General features: G+C 50.1%; 9 protein-coding genes and 1 pseudogene. 9 read left to right on the top strand and 1 reads right to left on the bottom strand.

Annotated features, from left to right (window positions below; genetic code table 11):
• Positions 1 to 74: 74 nt before the first annotated feature.
• Complete coding sequence (locus tag IEW52_RS14225; RefSeq protein ID WP_188630743.1) at positions 75 to 767, bottom strand: HEPN domain-containing protein; 693 nt, start codon at positions 765 to 767, stop codon at positions 75 to 77.
• A gap of 568 nt (positions 768 to 1,335) precedes the next feature.
• Here IEW52_RS14225 and IEW52_RS14220 point away from each other — a divergent pair.
• The 9 genes and pseudogenes from IEW52_RS14220 (at position 1,336) to mutS (ending at position 16,888) form a co-directional block, all read left to right on the top strand.
• Positions 1,336 to 4,509 carry a serine-rich family protein gene (locus tag IEW52_RS14220; RefSeq protein WP_188630742.1) on the top strand — a complete coding sequence of 1,058 codons (3,174 nt, stop codon included), beginning with the start codon at positions 1,336 to 1,338 and terminating at the stop codon, positions 4,507 to 4,509.
• A 10-nt stretch (positions 4,510 to 4,519) separates the two neighbouring features.
• Positions 4,520 to 5,224, top strand: a complete 705-nt coding sequence (locus IEW52_RS14215; RefSeq protein ID WP_188630741.1) for a hypothetical protein — start codon at positions 4,520 to 4,522, stop codon at positions 5,222 to 5,224.
• Between the two features lie 115 nt (positions 5,225 to 5,339).
• Positions 5,340 to 5,948, top strand: coding sequence for a hypothetical protein (locus tag IEW52_RS14210; RefSeq protein WP_188630740.1), 609 nt, complete (start codon positions 5,340 to 5,342; stop codon positions 5,946 to 5,948).
• A 16-nt stretch (positions 5,949 to 5,964) separates the two neighbouring features.
• Positions 5,965 to 6,789, top strand: a complete 825-nt coding sequence (locus tag IEW52_RS14205; protein WP_188630739.1) for a hypothetical protein — start codon at positions 5,965 to 5,967, stop codon at positions 6,787 to 6,789.
• Position 6,790: 1 nt separating this feature from the next.
• Entirely contained in the window at positions 6,791 to 7,693 is a 903-nt protein-coding gene (locus IEW52_RS14200) for a hypothetical protein (protein ID WP_188630738.1), read from the top strand.
• A gap of 713 nt (positions 7,694 to 8,406) precedes the next feature.
• Positions 8,407 to 10,503 (top strand): hypothetical protein, encoded by a 2,097-nt coding sequence (locus IEW52_RS14195; protein WP_188630737.1) that lies wholly within the window; start codon positions 8,407 to 8,409, stop codon positions 10,501 to 10,503.
• Positions 10,504 to 10,663: 160 nt separating this feature from the next.
• Positions 10,664 to 10,906 (top strand): annotated as a pseudogene (locus IEW52_RS15925) (biotin/lipoyl-containing protein); the annotation flags it as partial.
• A gap of 2,247 nt (positions 10,907 to 13,153) precedes the next feature.
• On the top strand, positions 13,154 to 13,831 hold the full coding sequence (locus IEW52_RS14185) for a hypothetical protein (protein ID WP_188630735.1): 678 nt from the start codon (positions 13,154 to 13,156) through the stop codon (positions 13,829 to 13,831).
• A 444-nt stretch (positions 13,832 to 14,275) separates the two neighbouring features.
• A complete protein-coding gene (gene mutS, locus IEW52_RS14180; protein WP_188630745.1) occupies positions 14,276 to 16,888 on the top strand; it encodes a DNA mismatch repair protein MutS in 2,613 nt (870 codons plus the stop codon).
• The last annotated feature ends 173 nt before the right edge of the window (positions 16,889 to 17,061 follow it).

Genomic DNA, 17,061 nt, shown 5'->3' with positions numbered 1-17,061 from the left:
CCGGGTTACAAACGCTGTGGCTGGGCCTGGAACGTTGCCATGATATGGTCCGAGCCATACAAGAAACAAAGGAATTATTGGGCTGACTTATGGGTAAAGGGATGGCTTAAACGACTGCTATCTGTCACCGGTGGATAGCTAGCGTCGCCCCACAGTTCAGTGGCGTTATCCATCATAATACCAATCACAATCGGTACCACATCACCCAAAATTGCATTCGCGTCTTTGAGTTGTTGCCTGTTCATGCTGCTGTTCCAGGTCGCGCCACCGTGCACCAGCTGATTTCGTAAGGTATAAAGGCGATTGAAAACCACGCTTAATGCTAGAGTGGTATTTTTACTGGCCAAGGCAACATTGGCGGCCTGTTTGGCAGCTGCAAAGCGTGATTGCCACTCGTCACCAGATGCTAAGCCATTAGAGTGATCCCAAAACGGCTGATACACATAAATGTTATCCAGCAGAACGCGAATCGCCCCAGAATAACGTTGCCACACCAGGCTATATAATTGCTGTTCGGTATCCAACTCGACTAACTTTTCTAAATAGCGACTAAAGCGCTCCCCTTCAAACATCCGCTGCTCACCCAACTCATTGGCATAAGCGGCGTTAAAGGCAATCCACAGAAAAATAAAACGGCCATCTTCGTCTGCACTTTGCTCAGCCCTGTCCAACCAACTTAACGCTCGGTGCACTCGCAGCCCTAAACCATCGGGATAATTACCTCGCTCAGCACGCTGACGATTTTTTAAGCTTTTATAACTTTCCATTTATTTTCTCCACAAACAGCGGGCGCAAGGAACAATCAAAGCGTAAACACCATACCAGTACAAAAAACACTCTAAAACAGCTTCTACACCGTCTTGATTCTCAAACTTCATCTCTATAATCGCATAATGCAGCACAGTTACTAGAGGCAATATTAAAAGTTTGGCATAGTAACAAATACTAAAAGCCACAAGACGACACCACTTGTCGCCTAAGCTCTTATATTAAATAAAGTCGTACTTCGTAACAGAATCGACGCAGTAGCGCATAAAAAATGTACCGCTAAATCAAACTATATTGGACCACAGCTGCGTAGGTTGAGAGCTTTATGTAGAAGTAGATTATTTGAGCCGCCTTATAAAAAGTGGTTGATTTACAAGCAACCGTCTACTGAAAACAAGCCAGTAAAGTTCAACAAGAAAGATTATTCATCGTCCTATTTAACCAAAAATAGACGGGATAATATCGCTTTATGTTAAGGGAGCGAAGGGGCTCAATTTTTCTACTCATAAATCAACTTGGTAATACTGATTATCTAGTTGTGGTTTAAAAATAACCGAAGGATAATTCATGGATCAGCAACTGCAAACAGTCCTGAAACAGGATCTGGCCTGGCTAAACAATTTCACTACGCCAACACGAATCGATTTTGCTCACCCTACCAAGATACAGCCGCTTGTTCGTCTAATTCGGCTCGATGAAATCAACGAAGAAAAGCATCAGGTGTACCGCCAGGCACTGGTGAATGTGTATGCCAGCCTGAATCCTGAAGAACAGGTGCGCATGCTGTACCTGCTTGAGGGGTCGGCAAATGGAGTGAACCTGTATTTTGGTGTGGTTAGCGATACGGCCGACCTGGTCTTTGAGGCCTATAAAAACTTGCGCGGTGCACTTGAAGGCCAGCTGCCAGGTATCAACTTTGGCAATGACGTTGCGACAACAACCACACAAGAGCTGATCAATGCCATGCAAGGCTCCAAATATCAGGGAGTGATTCTGGGCACGCCAACTGGTCAGGGTGAAGACAACGCACAGGATGAAAACAATTATCAAGATATTGACCGTCTGGTGCGTGCCTTGCAGTCCACCAGTCGCAACGATGCGCAGAGCAATAGTCGTTGGCAACTGGCTGTTTTAAGCCAGCCTCTCACCCGCCAATCCATTGACCAACAGCTGGATGCGGCCTACCAGTTGTCTTCCCGAGTTTCCGCCCTGATCCGTACCAGCGTACAAACCGGCGGCAATACCAGCAGGCAAAAAAGCACCTCTGTTGGTAAAAGCGAAAGCCACGGAACCAACGAAAGCACAGGTAAAAACTGGGGTAAAAATGATGGTGCCAGCACATCCACTAATCAGGGCCGATCATCAGGCAGTAACACTTCTTCCAACAGCAGAGATAGCGGCAGTGGTACTAACAAAGGTACCAGTACAGGTACCTCACAAAGCAAAAGCGTCGGTACCAGCGAAGGTAGCAGCCGAAACAGCGGTTCCTCATTTAACAAGAGCATCACCGAAAACGACAGTCTGTCTGATAGTACGGGCAGCAGTATCAGTGTCTCCCAGGAGTTGGCTAACAAACAGGCACAGCACCTGGCAGATTACCTCGATAAGCAGCTCATTCCCCGTTTGCAAAAAGGGCTGACCAAGGGGCTGTTCAATACTTCTGTTTACTTCAGCGCCAGCGATCTTTCGACTTACAAACGCATGAAAAACACGCTACGCGCCACCCTGCAAGGCAGCGAAGCAACCATGAGCCCTCTGGTTCCATACGACTTGCCGGAACAAGCCAAAGGACAAATGCTGAGTTTTCCCAAAGCCCAGGGAAGCTACCCGATTGACGAGCTGATTTTCCGCAGCCTGTCGATTGATAGTAGCGACCGGTTTGGCAGCTTGCTGACCGGAGATGAGCTTGCCATTGTTGCCAGCCTGCCGCAGCAGGAATTACAAGGTGTGCGTCGTCGCAAAACAGTAGATTTTGTGGTGGATCTGCCCGATGTAAATCCGGAGGCTTCCCTGGATCTGGGCATGGTGATAGATAGAGGCAGAAGATACAAAAACAACCGTGTCTGCCTTTCTCGTCAGGATCTGAACAAACACGTTTTTGTTACCGGGGTAACAGGTGCAGGTAAAACTACCACCTGCCTGAACCTGTTGCTTGAATCCAATATGCCGTTTCTGGTGATAGAGCCGGCGAAAACCGAATACCGTGAGCTGGCAGATATCCTGGGTGATGAAGTCGAGTATTACCGCCCCAATGGTGATGACTACCAAAGTCTACGTATCAACCCGTTTGCGCTGGTGCGCAAAGAGCAACGTATCAAAAGCCATGCAGGTTTCCTGAAGAATGTGTTTGCTGCCATCTTCCCCATGGAAGCCTCCATGCCAATGATGGTTGAGGCAGCGATTCTGGCCGCCTATGAAGACAAAGGCTGGGATATTGATGAAAACGAATTCCTGCTTGCAGACGATCCATTTGATCCCAAAGCCAACGCCTGGCCCACCATGGGAGATATGATTGCCCAGCTGGATAAACTGATCCCCACCTACAAACTAGGCAAAGAGTTTGAAGAGAAATATCGGGGCTCGCTGGTATCTCGCTTGCGTAGCTTGGTGGACGGCACCCTGGGCCGGGTACTGGATGTCCCACAGTCCATCGATTTTCACGGTTTGCTGGAACGTCGTGTGGTCATTGAGCTGGAAGAGCTGCAAGACAGCAACGAAAAAGCCTTGATGATGGCTTTGCTGCTGGGCGCCATCAACGAAACCATGCGCGCCAAGCATGCAGTCAATCCAGACTTTCGACAGCTCACCCTGGTTGAGGAAGCTCACAGATTGTTATCCCGCCCTGAGCCTGGCGACAAAACCGCAGCCTTGGCTGTGGCAGCCTTTGCTGACATGCTGGCCGAAGTGAGGAAGTACGGTACGGGGATGATCATCGCCGATCAGATCCCGGCCAAGCTGATCCCCGATGTCATCAAAAACACGCATACCAAAATAGTGCACCGTTTGTTTGCTGAAGATGACAGACGCGCCATGGGCGAAGCCATGATGATGGATGACAATCAGCGTGGCTTCTTGCCTAACCTTGGTACCGGCGAGGCCGTAGTATTCTGCGGTGGCTGGCACGGACCCGTACACGCCGGCATTCGTAATGACCGTGCCCAAACCGACAACCCCGCAAAACTGGACTTGCACAAGCACTATATCCTGCAGCTTTGGCAACAACGTGAGCGCTATTATCCGCAATTTTGTGAGCTGAGTTTGTTAAGTAAAGACAAGCAGGGTGCAGAAAAATTTGCTGATTTTGTACGCACTGCCAGACAGGCGAAAAACCAGTTATTACATGCAATAGATAAAGAGCGTAAATCCCTTGCACGCAGACAGGGAGCCTATAGCCGCTTGCGTACTTGGTTAATAGAGCAGTCATCGGCCGCCCTGCAGTACCAGCCACTTTATACAAGCTGGCAACAGCAACAAACTTACGTCTGGCCAGAAAACGTGCTGGAAGGCGCTTGGGTTGCTCTTTTGCTGGATGCAAATCCCAAGCTGCATGCCAGTGTGGGGCAGGCCATGCCACTCACTTCTGTGGAAAACCGGGAACTCATGGCGCTTGCCATTAATGAGCTTTTTGCCCGCATTATTGAGCATGAAACGGTAGAAAAGGGCTTGGACGACGTACGTAAAATTTTAAGTCCAGACCTTTCTGGACATCTTGACCACCTAAAAAACTTTAAGAGCATTTGAGGAGAAAACCATGGTATTTCCAGTAATTATCCCGGCCATCACTGCAGCAGTAAGCACGATTACCACAGCCGTCGCCGCCATAGGTCCGGCTGTATCATCTTTTGTTACCTCTATAGGACCAACGCTAAGCACCATAGCACTGAAAATAAAACCCTATGCTGAAGCATTGGCTAATTTTTCTAATAACTTTTTGCAAGCTCTCAATATATTCAAACCAGGAGAGTTGGTAACTGACTTTGGCGAACGCGCCCTACAAGGGCTTACTCAAGGAGTACACCTGAGTGATTACGCTTCTGTCTCTGATTACCTAGCGGCTCTACGTAAAGTCAAGATTGATCCCGATGTAAGTGCAACGCGCACTTTTGCTGAAAAGTTAGGTGCCGGTCTTGCAGTAAGCACGGTGGCACTGGAAGATAAGTTTAATGCGCCGGAAGGTCAATTTAATAGTATTTGGTTACTGCCTCTGGCCAACGCCTCTTATTTTACCCCAGAACGTATGCAGTCTCTGATTACCAGTGGCACTTTGGGTAGCAGTATCTCTGAGTATCTGAACAAAACACTGACCGGTGGCGAGTCAAGAACCTTTGAAAAGGCACTAGAAAAAAATGAACAGGGCGAGCCAATCACCACTGAGCAGCGCTCAGAGCTATACGAAGCTCTTGAATCTGCTCAGGATAAATGGGCAGAAATAAGCAAACAAGTCGAACAAAATTAAGGAGCAAGTAATGGGATTTTGGAGCTCAGTAGGAAGTTTATTTAACAGCGTTGGCAGCGCAATAAGCAGTGCTGTTTCTAACATAGGCTCGGCGCTGTCATCTTTTGCAAGCGGAGTGGGTGCTGTCATTGGTGGCGTAATTGAAGCCTTGGCCCCAGTTGCCAAAGCAATAGGCAGCTTTGCCAATGCCTTTTTGCGGGGCTTGGGAATTTTTAAACAGGATGAAGCCGTTGAAGACATGGGTGACAGGGCTTTGCAGGCTGCCGATGAAGGCATCACCATGGATCAGTTTGATGATTTTGAAAGCTACATGAATGCTCTGCGCAATTTTGAGCCAGATCCGGAAAAAAGCAAAAACTATAGCCCGGGAACAAAACTGGTTGCCGGCTTGGGCGTGGGCACCAAGGGTGTTGAAGAAAAGTTTAATGCCGAGCCGGGCAGCCTCGACTCCATGTGGCTACTTCCCATGGCTAACCCGGAATACTTTACCCCCGAGCGCATGCAAGGGCTGGTCAGCGCCGGGCGTCTGGGCGGTGACACCTTTGCCTATTTGGAAAAGCGTTTGACGGGTGGTGAAAGCCGCACCTTTGAAAAAGCACTTGAAATGGATAAAAGCGGTAATGTCATCGATGCTGACAAACGTGGTGAGCTTTATCAGGCGCTGGAAGATGCTCAGGACAACTGGAGCAATATGATGGACAAAGTAGACGCCAGCAAGCAATAAGTATTGGAGTACATAGATGAGCAAAGTAACTGACCACTTGGTTTTAGTGGTTAACAACGGGGATATTTCTGCATGGCATCTGGTTGCTGGAAAAAATCCCAAAAACATTCTTATTCAGGGGGAAACCTCTTTTAGCATTAAGTCAGCTGCAGAGATTACCTCCGCTCTGCTGGATATTAAAGACAATATTGAAGGCATTGGTCTAAGTATTGACTGCTACCACTGGCTTGCCGATCGGCATGCACGCCGGCAACTCACCGATCCCCGGTATTTGCCTGATCTATTTGGTGAGCGTTTTGATTGGCAGCTTGTTTCGCTTGATTGGCTTGCCGTTCGCTTCGGACGCAAAGCAACTGACCTGTCCAGCCACTTTATTGAACAAGAGCTTCTGCCTTGGCTGATCACCGCCGACGATGCTGCCGAGCGACAGCAAATGAAGAATACGCTGGAATTTGAACATGCCAGTGAATCTGAACGCTTGCTTAACGAGCGCATAGTTATGGAGCAAGAAAATCGCCGTCTGCAGGAACAAAATGCTGCGCTGCGCCAAGTCGATAAGGAGCGTCTGGTGACTTATCTACCCGCCCTCTTTAGTCGGGTATTTACCATTTTGGGTACTACCGATTTGGCACTTCTATGCGGTAGCGTGGAGCCGTTGAGCATTCCGAATCCTTATCCGGAGCCCAGTACCGAAGCCTTACGCGTTCTGCAAAGGCAGTTCCGTAGTCTGCCCCAGTCTGCGCAACTGGAAATTGTGCAATTGGTACAGGATCTACCCCATCGTCAGCGCCTGACCGTAAGGCCGGAAATGCGTGAACTAATTTACGAGCTGGAGGGGTAACATGAACGCTGCAAACCGACCAGAAATGCAAAATAAGAGGTTAATGGAACTGACATCCCTATGGGATGAGCAATCAAAACCTGAAATGTTCGACAAATTTACGCCTGCCGACTTGCGCCTGATGCTGGAGACTTTTGCCCCCTTGCAGGACATGATCCGACAGATTGCAAACAATTCAGCAGCGCCGTTGGCCAGAGTAATACCTGCCCTTGCTAGCGCTCCCGAAGCAAAAACGGCAGCACCCGATACGCGGATTCAACAACAACTGGAAGCAAGCAGGGCCGAAATTGCACGCTTGGAAGCCTTGGCTAGTGAAGATGCCGACAAGCTAAAAAAAGCAGCAGATAGTATTGAACGGCAAAGTGAAAAGATAGCCGCCTTAAAGCAGGACAAAACCCAGCTTGAGCAACAGATAGTCAGGGCACAACAGGGAGCAGGAAATCTACAAGCGGAAATAGATAGCCTGAACAAACAGTTGGTTCAGTTCCAGTCTCCCGCTGAGTTGCAAACCCTGCGTGATGATGCCGAACTGGCACGTAATCTTGGTCTGGAGCTGCCAGCCAATGATCAGCAGGCCCTGATTGCTATGGTAGCTGTGCTGGCCCAAAAAGATAATTTAGAACGCCTATGGGATAACTTGAAAGAACGCTGCGAAGCCGAAAAACGTCCTGCCAACAATCAGGAGTTAAGTCTGCTGATCTCTGCCCTTGGTTGGTATAACCACAACTGGAAATTGCGCCCCTTCCGGTTATTACAGCCTGTTGACGGTGCCAGTTTTGACTTTGAGCAGCAACAAAAAGCCAAGCATCAAACTGATGGTGAAACCCTTAGCCAGATCTGGCTGCCTGGCCTGGCCGACGGTGCCGGTAAGCCCTTGCGTAAAACCCTGGTTCTAACCCGTTAAGTTTTGGCTAAGGATAAGTCATGATCAGTTTTGAAAGTCTTTACAAAGCTGCAGAAAAGCAGCTGCAAGAACAACTCGGCAAAAGCGAATTTTGGCATCTGGTAGCGGCTGGCCAGGCCACGACTGCAAATCCGGAAATTCTCGGTGTCTTACAATCAAGCACGGGATTGTTTTACACCACTGAGCAGTTAAAAGAGTTTATGGAATCGCATCCCTTTATAGGGATTTGGCATGAGGGTGAAAAACAGGATTTGGTGCTGGAAAAGGCTACCCAGCTGCTGTGGAGTAATAGCGAGGCTAAAGAGACAGTAAATGTAAGTAACACCAAGCCAATTTTGGAAAAAATCAAGCATTTAGATTTACAGAGTTGGCAATTGCCAGAGTATTATCAACTTAAAGAGTTTGCTAAGCGGCCTTATAATCCTTATAGAAAGGGTAATGCTTATTCATTAACACGATCAGACAGCAATGGTGGCTCTTGTTCATGGTTGTGCAATCACGGTAATGTTAATACTGCATCTGAAAGTTGGATAATTTATGAGGACAAACCTGCTTATCTGTTTGCCATACATACCTACTTTAGCAAAGATGACTATCTAGGAACAGCGGTCAAGCTGTTAGAACATAACTGGCAACTCAAATCCTTTGATGGTAAAAATACTCTTATCCTTGGCCAGGTAAATGCTGATAATTTATTATTCACAATCTCTCAGTTGGGCTTTGACTTTATCCCTTCCGAAGAAGATGCCGATCTAAAACCCATACAGGTAGCGAGACTACCTTCTATAGACAGGTTACCCGAGCTGGACTACCGCACCTGTCGCCTGCCCAAAATGGAGGTCAGTCGCCTGAATGACCCGGAACGCGGGCTCTGGGAGCTTTGGGGCAGTGAAAATGAATTTTTACGCCAACATAATCTGGTTGCCCGAGATCCCAAGCTGGATGTGCTTAACCGCGCTGTTGCCATCGATTTCGGCACCAGCAGTACAGTCGTAGCCACTGAAAATCAGCATGGTGAATCCGAGCTGCTTCGCATAGGCGTGCGTGATTTTTATCAGGAACGGGAGCCTCATCACTATGAGAATCCCACAGTGCTGGAGTTTATTGATTTCAAATCGTTCACCGATGTTTGGACCAAAGAAGCATACCGTCCAGAGCTTAACTGGGACTGGGTGCGCGCCTCTCACGAAGCACAAGCCAGTTTTCGCGGTAATCCAGGTGATACCGACATTCTGGCCAGCATTTTGCCCCGCCTTAAACAATGGGCCCTGCGTGGTGAAAAACACCAGCGGGTAAGGCTAACCGGTCGCAAAGGCATAGAAATGGAATTGCTTCCCCACACCGAGCGCAATCCAGTGCGCGGACAGGCGCTGGAAGTCAACGAAACCGACCCGTTCGATCCGGTCGAGCTCTATGCCTGGTATCTGGGCATGACGATTAACTGGCGTGAACGTGGCATCTTCCTCAAGTATTACCTGAGCTTTCCAGTCAAATATCCTATGGAAGTTAAAGACAGAATTCTGGCCAGCTTCCGCCGTGGCTTGCAGCGTAGCTTCCCGCAAACCCTGATCGATCATCACCCCGATGTACTACAACAATTTGAAGTACAGGATCTGGCCAGTGAACCTGCTGCCTATGCGGCCGCTGCACTACCATTTTTAGGCCTGGAGCCTACCGATGAAGGCTTGCCCTATGCCGTGTTTGATTTTGGTGGTGGCACCTCGGATTTCGACTTTGGCATCTGGCGTTGGGCCAATGATGAAGAAGACGCCCTGGGCTATGAAAGCGCCTTTGAACACTATGCCAGCAGTGGCGATAACTTTCTAGGTGGGGAAAACCTGCTGGAACACCTGGTGTATGCGACCTTCCAAAATAACCTGCAAGTACTCAGAACGAACAAAGTGCAATTCGTCAAACCCATGGACGCCCTTGGCTTCCCGGGAAGCGAACCCTTTTTGGCCCCCACCCAGGCAGCCCAGACCAACGCCGTGATGTTGGCAGCCAATCTGCGGCCTTTTCTGGAAAGCGATCAGACTAGCCTGGACTCGCAATTCAAGCTAGATCTGATCAACAGTCGCGACGAAAAAGTAACCTGTGAACTGGCGCTGGATGCCGAGGTACTGGATAAGCTTTTACAGCAGCGCATTCACCGTGGCTTGCTCTCGTTCTTGTATGAACTGAAAAAAGTACTGCCACAGTTCCCGGCCGGAGCGCCTATCCAGCTGTTACTGGCCGGTAATGGCAGCCGCTCCCGCCACATCAGCGCCCTGTTTGAAAATGAAGAAAAAATCTGGAAAGCGCTCTGTCAGGAAGTATTTGGCGAGGACGTACCGAAAATCCAGATCCACAAGCCCCTGCCGGTCGATATGACTAACCCCTATGCACCCACTAGTAAAACGGGCGTGGCACTGGGTCTGTTACAGGTAGTGCCGGGTAAAAATATCCTGCTTACCAACCACTTGCATCAGGCACACGATGGCCAGGCTCCGTTTGCCTGGCATGTTGGCCGTCTGCGTCGCAACCAGCTGGAATCCGCATTGACTCCAGATTCCGGCTACCAGCAATGGCACGAGCTTGGTCCCATTCAGCAGGGCGTGTTTTACCTCTACCACAGCAACAGCTCGCGTACCGCCATTGGCCTGAAAAAAGGCGACCCGGAATTAAAAATGCAGCGCCTTGATCTGCATGAAGCCAACGAAGGTGCCAAGCTTTATGCTCGGGCCACTGCCCCCAATCAGATAGAGCTCATCAGCGCAACAGGGATGCCTCAACCTACGAATGCGGCTAGTCAAACGCTGATTTTGGAGTAGAAGAATGTTTAATCACATCACAAGAACAGCTCGCTGTAAGCGTAAGAGGTAATACATGTCTAAAGATATGAAGAGCACTATAGCAGCGGCTTTTGCAGCGTATTATCAAATCAAAAATGTTTCTGGCACAACCAAAGAAGAAGAACGAGCTGAATATAAAATAGATGCCTCACCGAAAACAAAAGCGGTGCATATTCCCGATATCCGCGAAGATGAGGTAGAAGTAACTGAGATTTTGGTGGCGGTAGGCGATAAGGTTGAACTAGAACAATCTATCCTTGTTGTCGAAGGCGACAAAGCTTCTATGGAAATACCTGCCTCAGCGGCGGGGGTGGTCAAAGAAATTAAAGTCGCGGTCGGTGATGAGGTCAATCGTGGCTCAATTGTGATGGTGTTTGAAATAGATCAATGCGTAAGCATGAATAAAAAAACCAACACAAAAACCAACTCTGTCAGCCCTCAAGAGCAACTGGCTAACCTGGACTACACTCCTTGCCGCTTGCCCAAGCTGAATGCATCGCAGTTAACTGATCCAGCCAAGGGCCTTTGGGAGTTATGGGGCAGGAGCGAAACCGAGCTTGAAACTCTTGAACTATCCGCCCGAGATCCACTGCAAGATATACAAAACAGGCCGGTAGCCATCGACTTCGGTACCAGCAGTACAGTGGTGGGTATTACCAACAAGCATGGCGGCCAGGAGCTGCTCCGCATTGGCGTACGCGATTTTTATCAGCCAACAGAAGCCAAACATTTTGAAAACCCCACAGTACTGGAATTTCTGGATTTCGAACCTTTTACTGATGCTTGGGTAACAGATGCCTATCGTCCCGGACTTAATTGGGATTGGGTACGAGCCTCCCATGAGGCTCAGACCAGCTTACGCGACAACCCTGGCGATACCGACACTCTTGCCAGTATCCTGCCCCGCCTGAAACAATGGGCATTACGTTCCGATGTAGACAGGCGCATTAAATTAACTGGCCGCAAAGGCAAAGAAATGGAGTTAGAGCCGCATTGCGAACGCAACCCGGTTCGTGGCCAGCCTATTCAGGTTTCAAGTGAAGATCCGTTAGACCCGATCGAACTGTATGCCTGGTACTTGGGCATGACCATTAACTGGCGTGAGCGCGGCCTGTTTCTCAAGTATTATCTGAGCTTCCCGGTAAAATATCCGGTGGAGGTGAGACACCGTATTTTGGCAAGCTTCCGCCGTGGTTTGCAGCGTAGTTTTCCTCAAAGCCTAATAGAGCATCACCCTCATATTCTTAATGATTTTGAGGTTGGTGAATTAGCCAGCGAACCTGCAGCCTATGCTGCTGCGGCCTTGCCTGCTCTGGGTATAGAGCCTACCGAAGAAGGGGTGCCTTATGCGGTGTTTGATTTCGGCGGCGGTACATCGGATTTCGATTACGGAATTTTACGCTGGGCCAATGAGCAAGAAGAAGACGAAGGCTATGAGCGCGTATTTGAGCATGTAGGCAGTGGCGGTGATAATTTTCTCGGTGCGGAAAACCTGCTGGAACATCTGGCTTATGAAACCTTCAAGCTTAATCAGGACGTATTACGTCAGCAAAAAGTTCAGTTCACTCTGCCCATGGATGCCCTGGCATTTCCCGGGAGTGAGTTGCTGATTGCCAATACACAGGCCGCCCAAACCAACGTGATTATGCTGGCCGCCCGGTTACGTGATTTCATGGAAGCCGAACAATCAGACCTAACTAGCCAGATACGCCTAGACTTACTAGATGCAAATTGCGAAAAACAACTTTGTGAATTACAGCTAGATGCCGATTACCTAGATAATTTCTTAGCCGAACGTATTAAACAGGGTGTTCAGGCATTTTTCTTACAATTAAGTAGTGTCAAAGATAAGCTACCTATCTTGCCTATCCATATTTTATTGGCGGGTAACGGTAGCCGGTCACGGCATATTCAGGCTTTATTTGATAATGAAAATAATCAAATAACTGATATTTTGAAAGACATGTTTGGTAAAGCTCTGCCCAAAATATTACCTTATCCACCTCTACCTATGAACGAGAGAAACCCACACAGCCCCACTAGTAAAACAGGTGTGGCTATAGGGCTACTAAAACTTGCTCCTGGCAGCCGTGTACTAATAAAAAATTCAGAGCAAGCTCAACAAACGGGTGAAGCGCCCTTTGGATGGTACGTAGGAAAGATTTATCGTGGTAACTTCAAGCCAGAGTTAGAGCTAAGTAGCAACTATCAAGAGTGGACAAGCTTAGGCGTAATAACCAGTGGTGTATTTAATCTGTACGCAACCAAAAGCCCCCGCACCCTTCTTGGCCTTGCGGAAGGTAGCTCTGAGCTGAAATTTGTACCACTCTCACTACTTGATGCAATGCCGAGGGCCAAGCTCTTTGTTCGCGCAGTTGCACCAGGTCGTATAGAGTATGCCCATGCTATTGATGAACAGGAATTATCAACAGCTGTAATTCAAGAGCTACACCTAGACAATATGTAAGAACTAACCAGCATTACTCTCTCTGCCATTCTACTTTATTGGCCTGCTAATTAAAGACGCCGTAATTAAAGGAGCAGAGTTATTTAATAAGGACAGCGCCTAGCTTAAAAACACAGTGGTAATGTATACCTATACACTCAACAATAATAACAAGGGATAAACATGAACAAAAAACTAAGCGCATTTATCACACCGTTAATACTGGGTGTGGCTTTGTTGGCCGCCCCCACTTTTGCTCAAGACTTAGAGCTGGAAGCAAAAGTGCCCGGCACGCTGCAAGGGGAGTTGGGTTACGCCAGCATGCAGTACTGGGTGACCACTGCCGATGGCAAAGTGGTACAACTGTGGTCGGATGCTGAGGTTGATGAGCACCTGATGGGCAAGAGTGGACAACAGGTCAGCTTGAGCGGCGCGACTGTAACTTACAGTGATGGCAGCGTGTATTTTTCGCCGAAGTTTGTACAGCAGGCAGGCAAACCAGCACTCGAATTCACCATAGATAACAACCAGGATGACTATGTGATGAGCATACTGCTGGATGGCCAACTCATTAGCACCGTCAATGATTATTACACCGCCAGTATCGACCAAGAATTCACTACCAGTAACGGTAAGATTGCCCTGATCCAGCTCAGTAGCGGGGGGACTGCTTGCCCGGCTGAGTATATGTTGGCTATTGCTAGAAATGATGCGCAGCCGTTAGTCACGCCGACGTTCGGTACCTGCAGCGATATACCCGACATCACAACCAAAGGTGACAATATTTTTATGAGTTTCCCGGGTAACCCAGATGAAAAATGGGCATGGGATCACAGCGCATATCGCTTGTACCAACAATAAGTCTCTGGCCGGTCGGCACACATTTGTATTGCCGACCGACTTTAATACGGCCATCCGTTTTCAATACTCCCTGTCGCCTCTCAGCTAATCCAGCACAATGATGAGCCTTGCCCGCAGAGCGGGATAACACATGGCGGCCGGATTGCGCGGCGAAAGCGCGCGACTACATTCGTGCACCAGGTGAATATCGCCATCTGCTGTTTCAGCCCTGACCATCAGAGCTGCTCACTATTTTTCCGTGTCTGCTGTGGATTCCGTAACTAAAAGAGGCTGGAGGTGGTTTGATCTTCTCTGACCGCTTACGGCTTATCGCTGAGAGCTTTTTGTTGCCCCATGCCTTCAAAGTCAGTTGCTGGTATGATGCGCCTCACGTTAAGGCTTGACGATTGCTGGCCTGAACCTCGCTTCCACCATCGGCTCATAAAGATATAAGGCATTGATTTAATTATGAATCAAGAAACAGTTCAACATACTCCCATGATGGTTCAATACCTGGCATTGAAGGCACAGCATCCGGATATTTTGCTGTTTTATCGCATGGGCGATTTTTATGAGCTGTTTTATGACGACGCCAAAAAAGCCTCACGCCTGCTGGATATTTCACTGACCAAACGGGGTAAATCCGGCGGCAGTGCCATCCCGATGGCGGGGGTGCCCCACCATGCGGCGGAGAATTATCTGGCGCGCCTGGTACAGATGGGTGAGTCGGTGGCCATTTGTGAGCAAATTGGCGACCCCGCTACCAGCAAGGGGCCGGTTGAACGCCAGGTGGTGCGTATTGTTACCCCCGGCACTCTGTCCGATGAAGCCCTGCTGGTAGAGCGTCAGGATAACTGCCTGGCGGCCATCTTTCACGATGGCCAACGCTTTGGCTACGGTATTCTGGATGTGAGTACCGGGCGCTTTGTGCTCAATCAATTCGCCAGTGAAGAAGCACTGAAGGCAGAATTGCAGCGCACCCAGCCGGCTGAGCTGTTGTATCCGGAAGGCTTTGGCTATTTTGCCGCCATCGAGCACCGCAAGGGTTTGCGCCGTCGCCCCGAGTGGGAGTTTGATCTGGATACCGCACGTACCCTGTTATGTCAGCAGTTTGGTACCCGGGACCTGATCGGCTTTGGTGTCGAGCAGGCCACTACCGCGCTGTGTGCCGCCGGTTGTGTACTGCAATATGTAAAAGATACCCAACGTACCGCCCTGCCCCACATAAATAGTGTCAGCCTGGAGCGCAGCCAGGACATGGTCATCATGGACGCGGCCACCCGCCGTAATCTGGAGCTGACCCTCAATCTGTCGGGCACGGTCGAAAACACCCTGGCCGAGGTGCTGGATAATACCGCCACCCCCATGGGCAGCCGCTTGCTCAAACGCTGGATCCATCAACCCAGCCGCAATATCGAGACGCTGACCCGTCGCCAGGACAGCATAGCCCTGTTGATGGAGCACGGCCGCTTTGATGACTTGCGCTCGCCCTTGCGCCAGGTCGGCGACATGGAGCGGGTGCTGGCAAGGCTGGCGCTACGCTCGGCGCGACCGCGAGATTTAAGCCGCTTGCGCAGTGCATTGCAGGCACTACCCGAGATCCAGCAGCAACTTGCAACAGCAAACGGCCCCTGCCTGAGCCAGCTGGGCGCCACTATTGGCCAGTATCCGGATCTGGCCGAGCTGCTGGAGCAAGCCGTGGTCGACACGCCACCGGTGCTGATCCGCGATGGCGGCGTGATCCGCGACGGCTTCAACGCCGAGCTGGATGAGTTACGCGAGCTGGCGGCCGGTGCCCACCGTTACCTGGAAGCACTGGAAGCCCGGGAAAAAGCCGCCACCGGTATTTCGACCTTGAAAGTGGCTTATAACCGGGTGCACGGTTTTTATATTGAAGTCAGTCGTGCCAGCGCCGCTCAGGTGCCCATGCATTATGTGCGTCGCCAGACCCTGAAAAACAACGAACGCTATATCATTCCCGAGCTCAAAGAGTACGAAGACAAGGTACTGAACGCTCAGGGCAAGGGGCTGGCGCTGGAAAAGAAACTCTACGATGCCTTGCTGGATCGCCTGCTGGAACAGTTGCATCCGCTGCAACGCAGTGCCATCGCCTTGGCCGAACTGGATGTATTCGCCAATCTGGCCGAGCGCGCCGACAGCCTGGATTACTGCCGCCCCACGCTCACCTCGAACGAGGTGATTGATATTCAGGCCGGCCGTCACCCTGTGGTAGAGCAGGTGATGAGTGACCCCTTTATTGCCAACCCGCTGCAAATGTCTGAGCAACGCAAGATGTTGGTGATAACAGGTCCGAACATGGGAGGTAAATCCACCTATATGCGCCAAACGGCACTGATCGTGTTGATGGCTTACATGGGGTCCTTTGTGCCGGCCAAGCAGGCCAGCATCGGCAAGGTAGACCGTATTTTTACCCGTATTGGCGCCTCGGACGACCTGGCCTCGGGTCGCTCGACCTTTATGGTGGAGATGACCGAAACCGCCAATATTCTCAACAATGCCACCCAGCACAGCCTGGTGCTGATGGATGAAATTGGTCGCGGCACCAGCACCTACGATGGTCTGGCGCTGGCCTGGGCCTGTGCCGATGCGCTGGCCAACAAGCTGCAGGCCTATACCCTGTTTGCCACCCATTACTTTGAGCTGACCGAGCTGGCGGGATTATGGCCAGAGGTGGCCAATGTACATCTGGATGCGGTGGAGCACGACGACACCATCGCCTTTATGCATGCGGTGCAGGAAGGAGCGGCCAGCCGTTCTTATGGTTTGCAAGTGGCGGCCTTGGCTGGTGTACCCAAGCCGGTGCTGGCATTGGCCCGCCATAAACTGGCCGAGCTGGAAACCGGCCACCTGCAACTGCCAGAGCAAGTGCAACAGCCAGCTCAAGTGACGAAGGCAAAAGCTCCACAAAACAGCGAGGTGCAAACCACGTTACCGCTGTTCGATGAGCCGCTGGATGCTGCCCTGTTGTTGCTGGATGACACGGATCCCGACGAGCTCACGCCACGCCAGGCGCTGGAGCTGTTGTACCAGCTGAAAGACCGCCGTCAGCAATCATAGCGGCGCCGATATGGTCATACAGCACGAAGGTAGTCGCTGCTTTAGCTGCTAAATCCGGCAACGCCGGATCTGGTGTACAGGGTCACATGAAGCACCAGAGCAAAAATCGAGATCCTGACGAACGTCAGGATGACGAGCAAAAGACAAGGCCGGTATAAAACAAAAAGCCAACA

The sequence above is a fragment of the Oceanisphaera marina genome, from assembly GCF_014643915.1.
Taxonomy (GTDB): Bacteria; Pseudomonadota; Gammaproteobacteria; order Enterobacterales; family Aeromonadaceae; genus Oceanimonas; species Oceanimonas marina.
This window is presented reverse-complemented; position numbering and strand designations above follow the sequence as displayed.

Bases quoted from the DNA above. Each gene is read 5' to 3' on its own strand.
- IEW52_RS14200 (WP_188630738.1), top strand. From the start codon at position 6,791: ATGAACGCTGCAAACCGACCAGAAATGCAAAATAAGAGGTTAATGGAA.
- IEW52_RS14185 (WP_188630735.1), top strand. From the start codon at position 13,154: ATGAACAAAAAACTAAGCGCATTTATCACACCGTTAATACTGGGTGTG.
- IEW52_RS14215 (WP_188630741.1), top strand. From the start codon at position 4,520: ATGGTATTTCCAGTAATTATCCCGGCCATCACTGCAGCAGTAAGCACG.
- IEW52_RS14205 (WP_188630739.1), top strand. From the start codon at position 5,965: ATGAGCAAAGTAACTGACCACTTGGTTTTAGTGGTTAACAACGGGGAT.
- IEW52_RS14225 (WP_188630743.1), bottom strand. From the start codon at position 767: ATGGAAAGTTATAAAAGCTTAAAAAATCGTCAGCGTGCTGAGCGAGGT.
- IEW52_RS14220 (WP_188630742.1), top strand. From the start codon at position 1,336: ATGGATCAGCAACTGCAAACAGTCCTGAAACAGGATCTGGCCTGGCTA.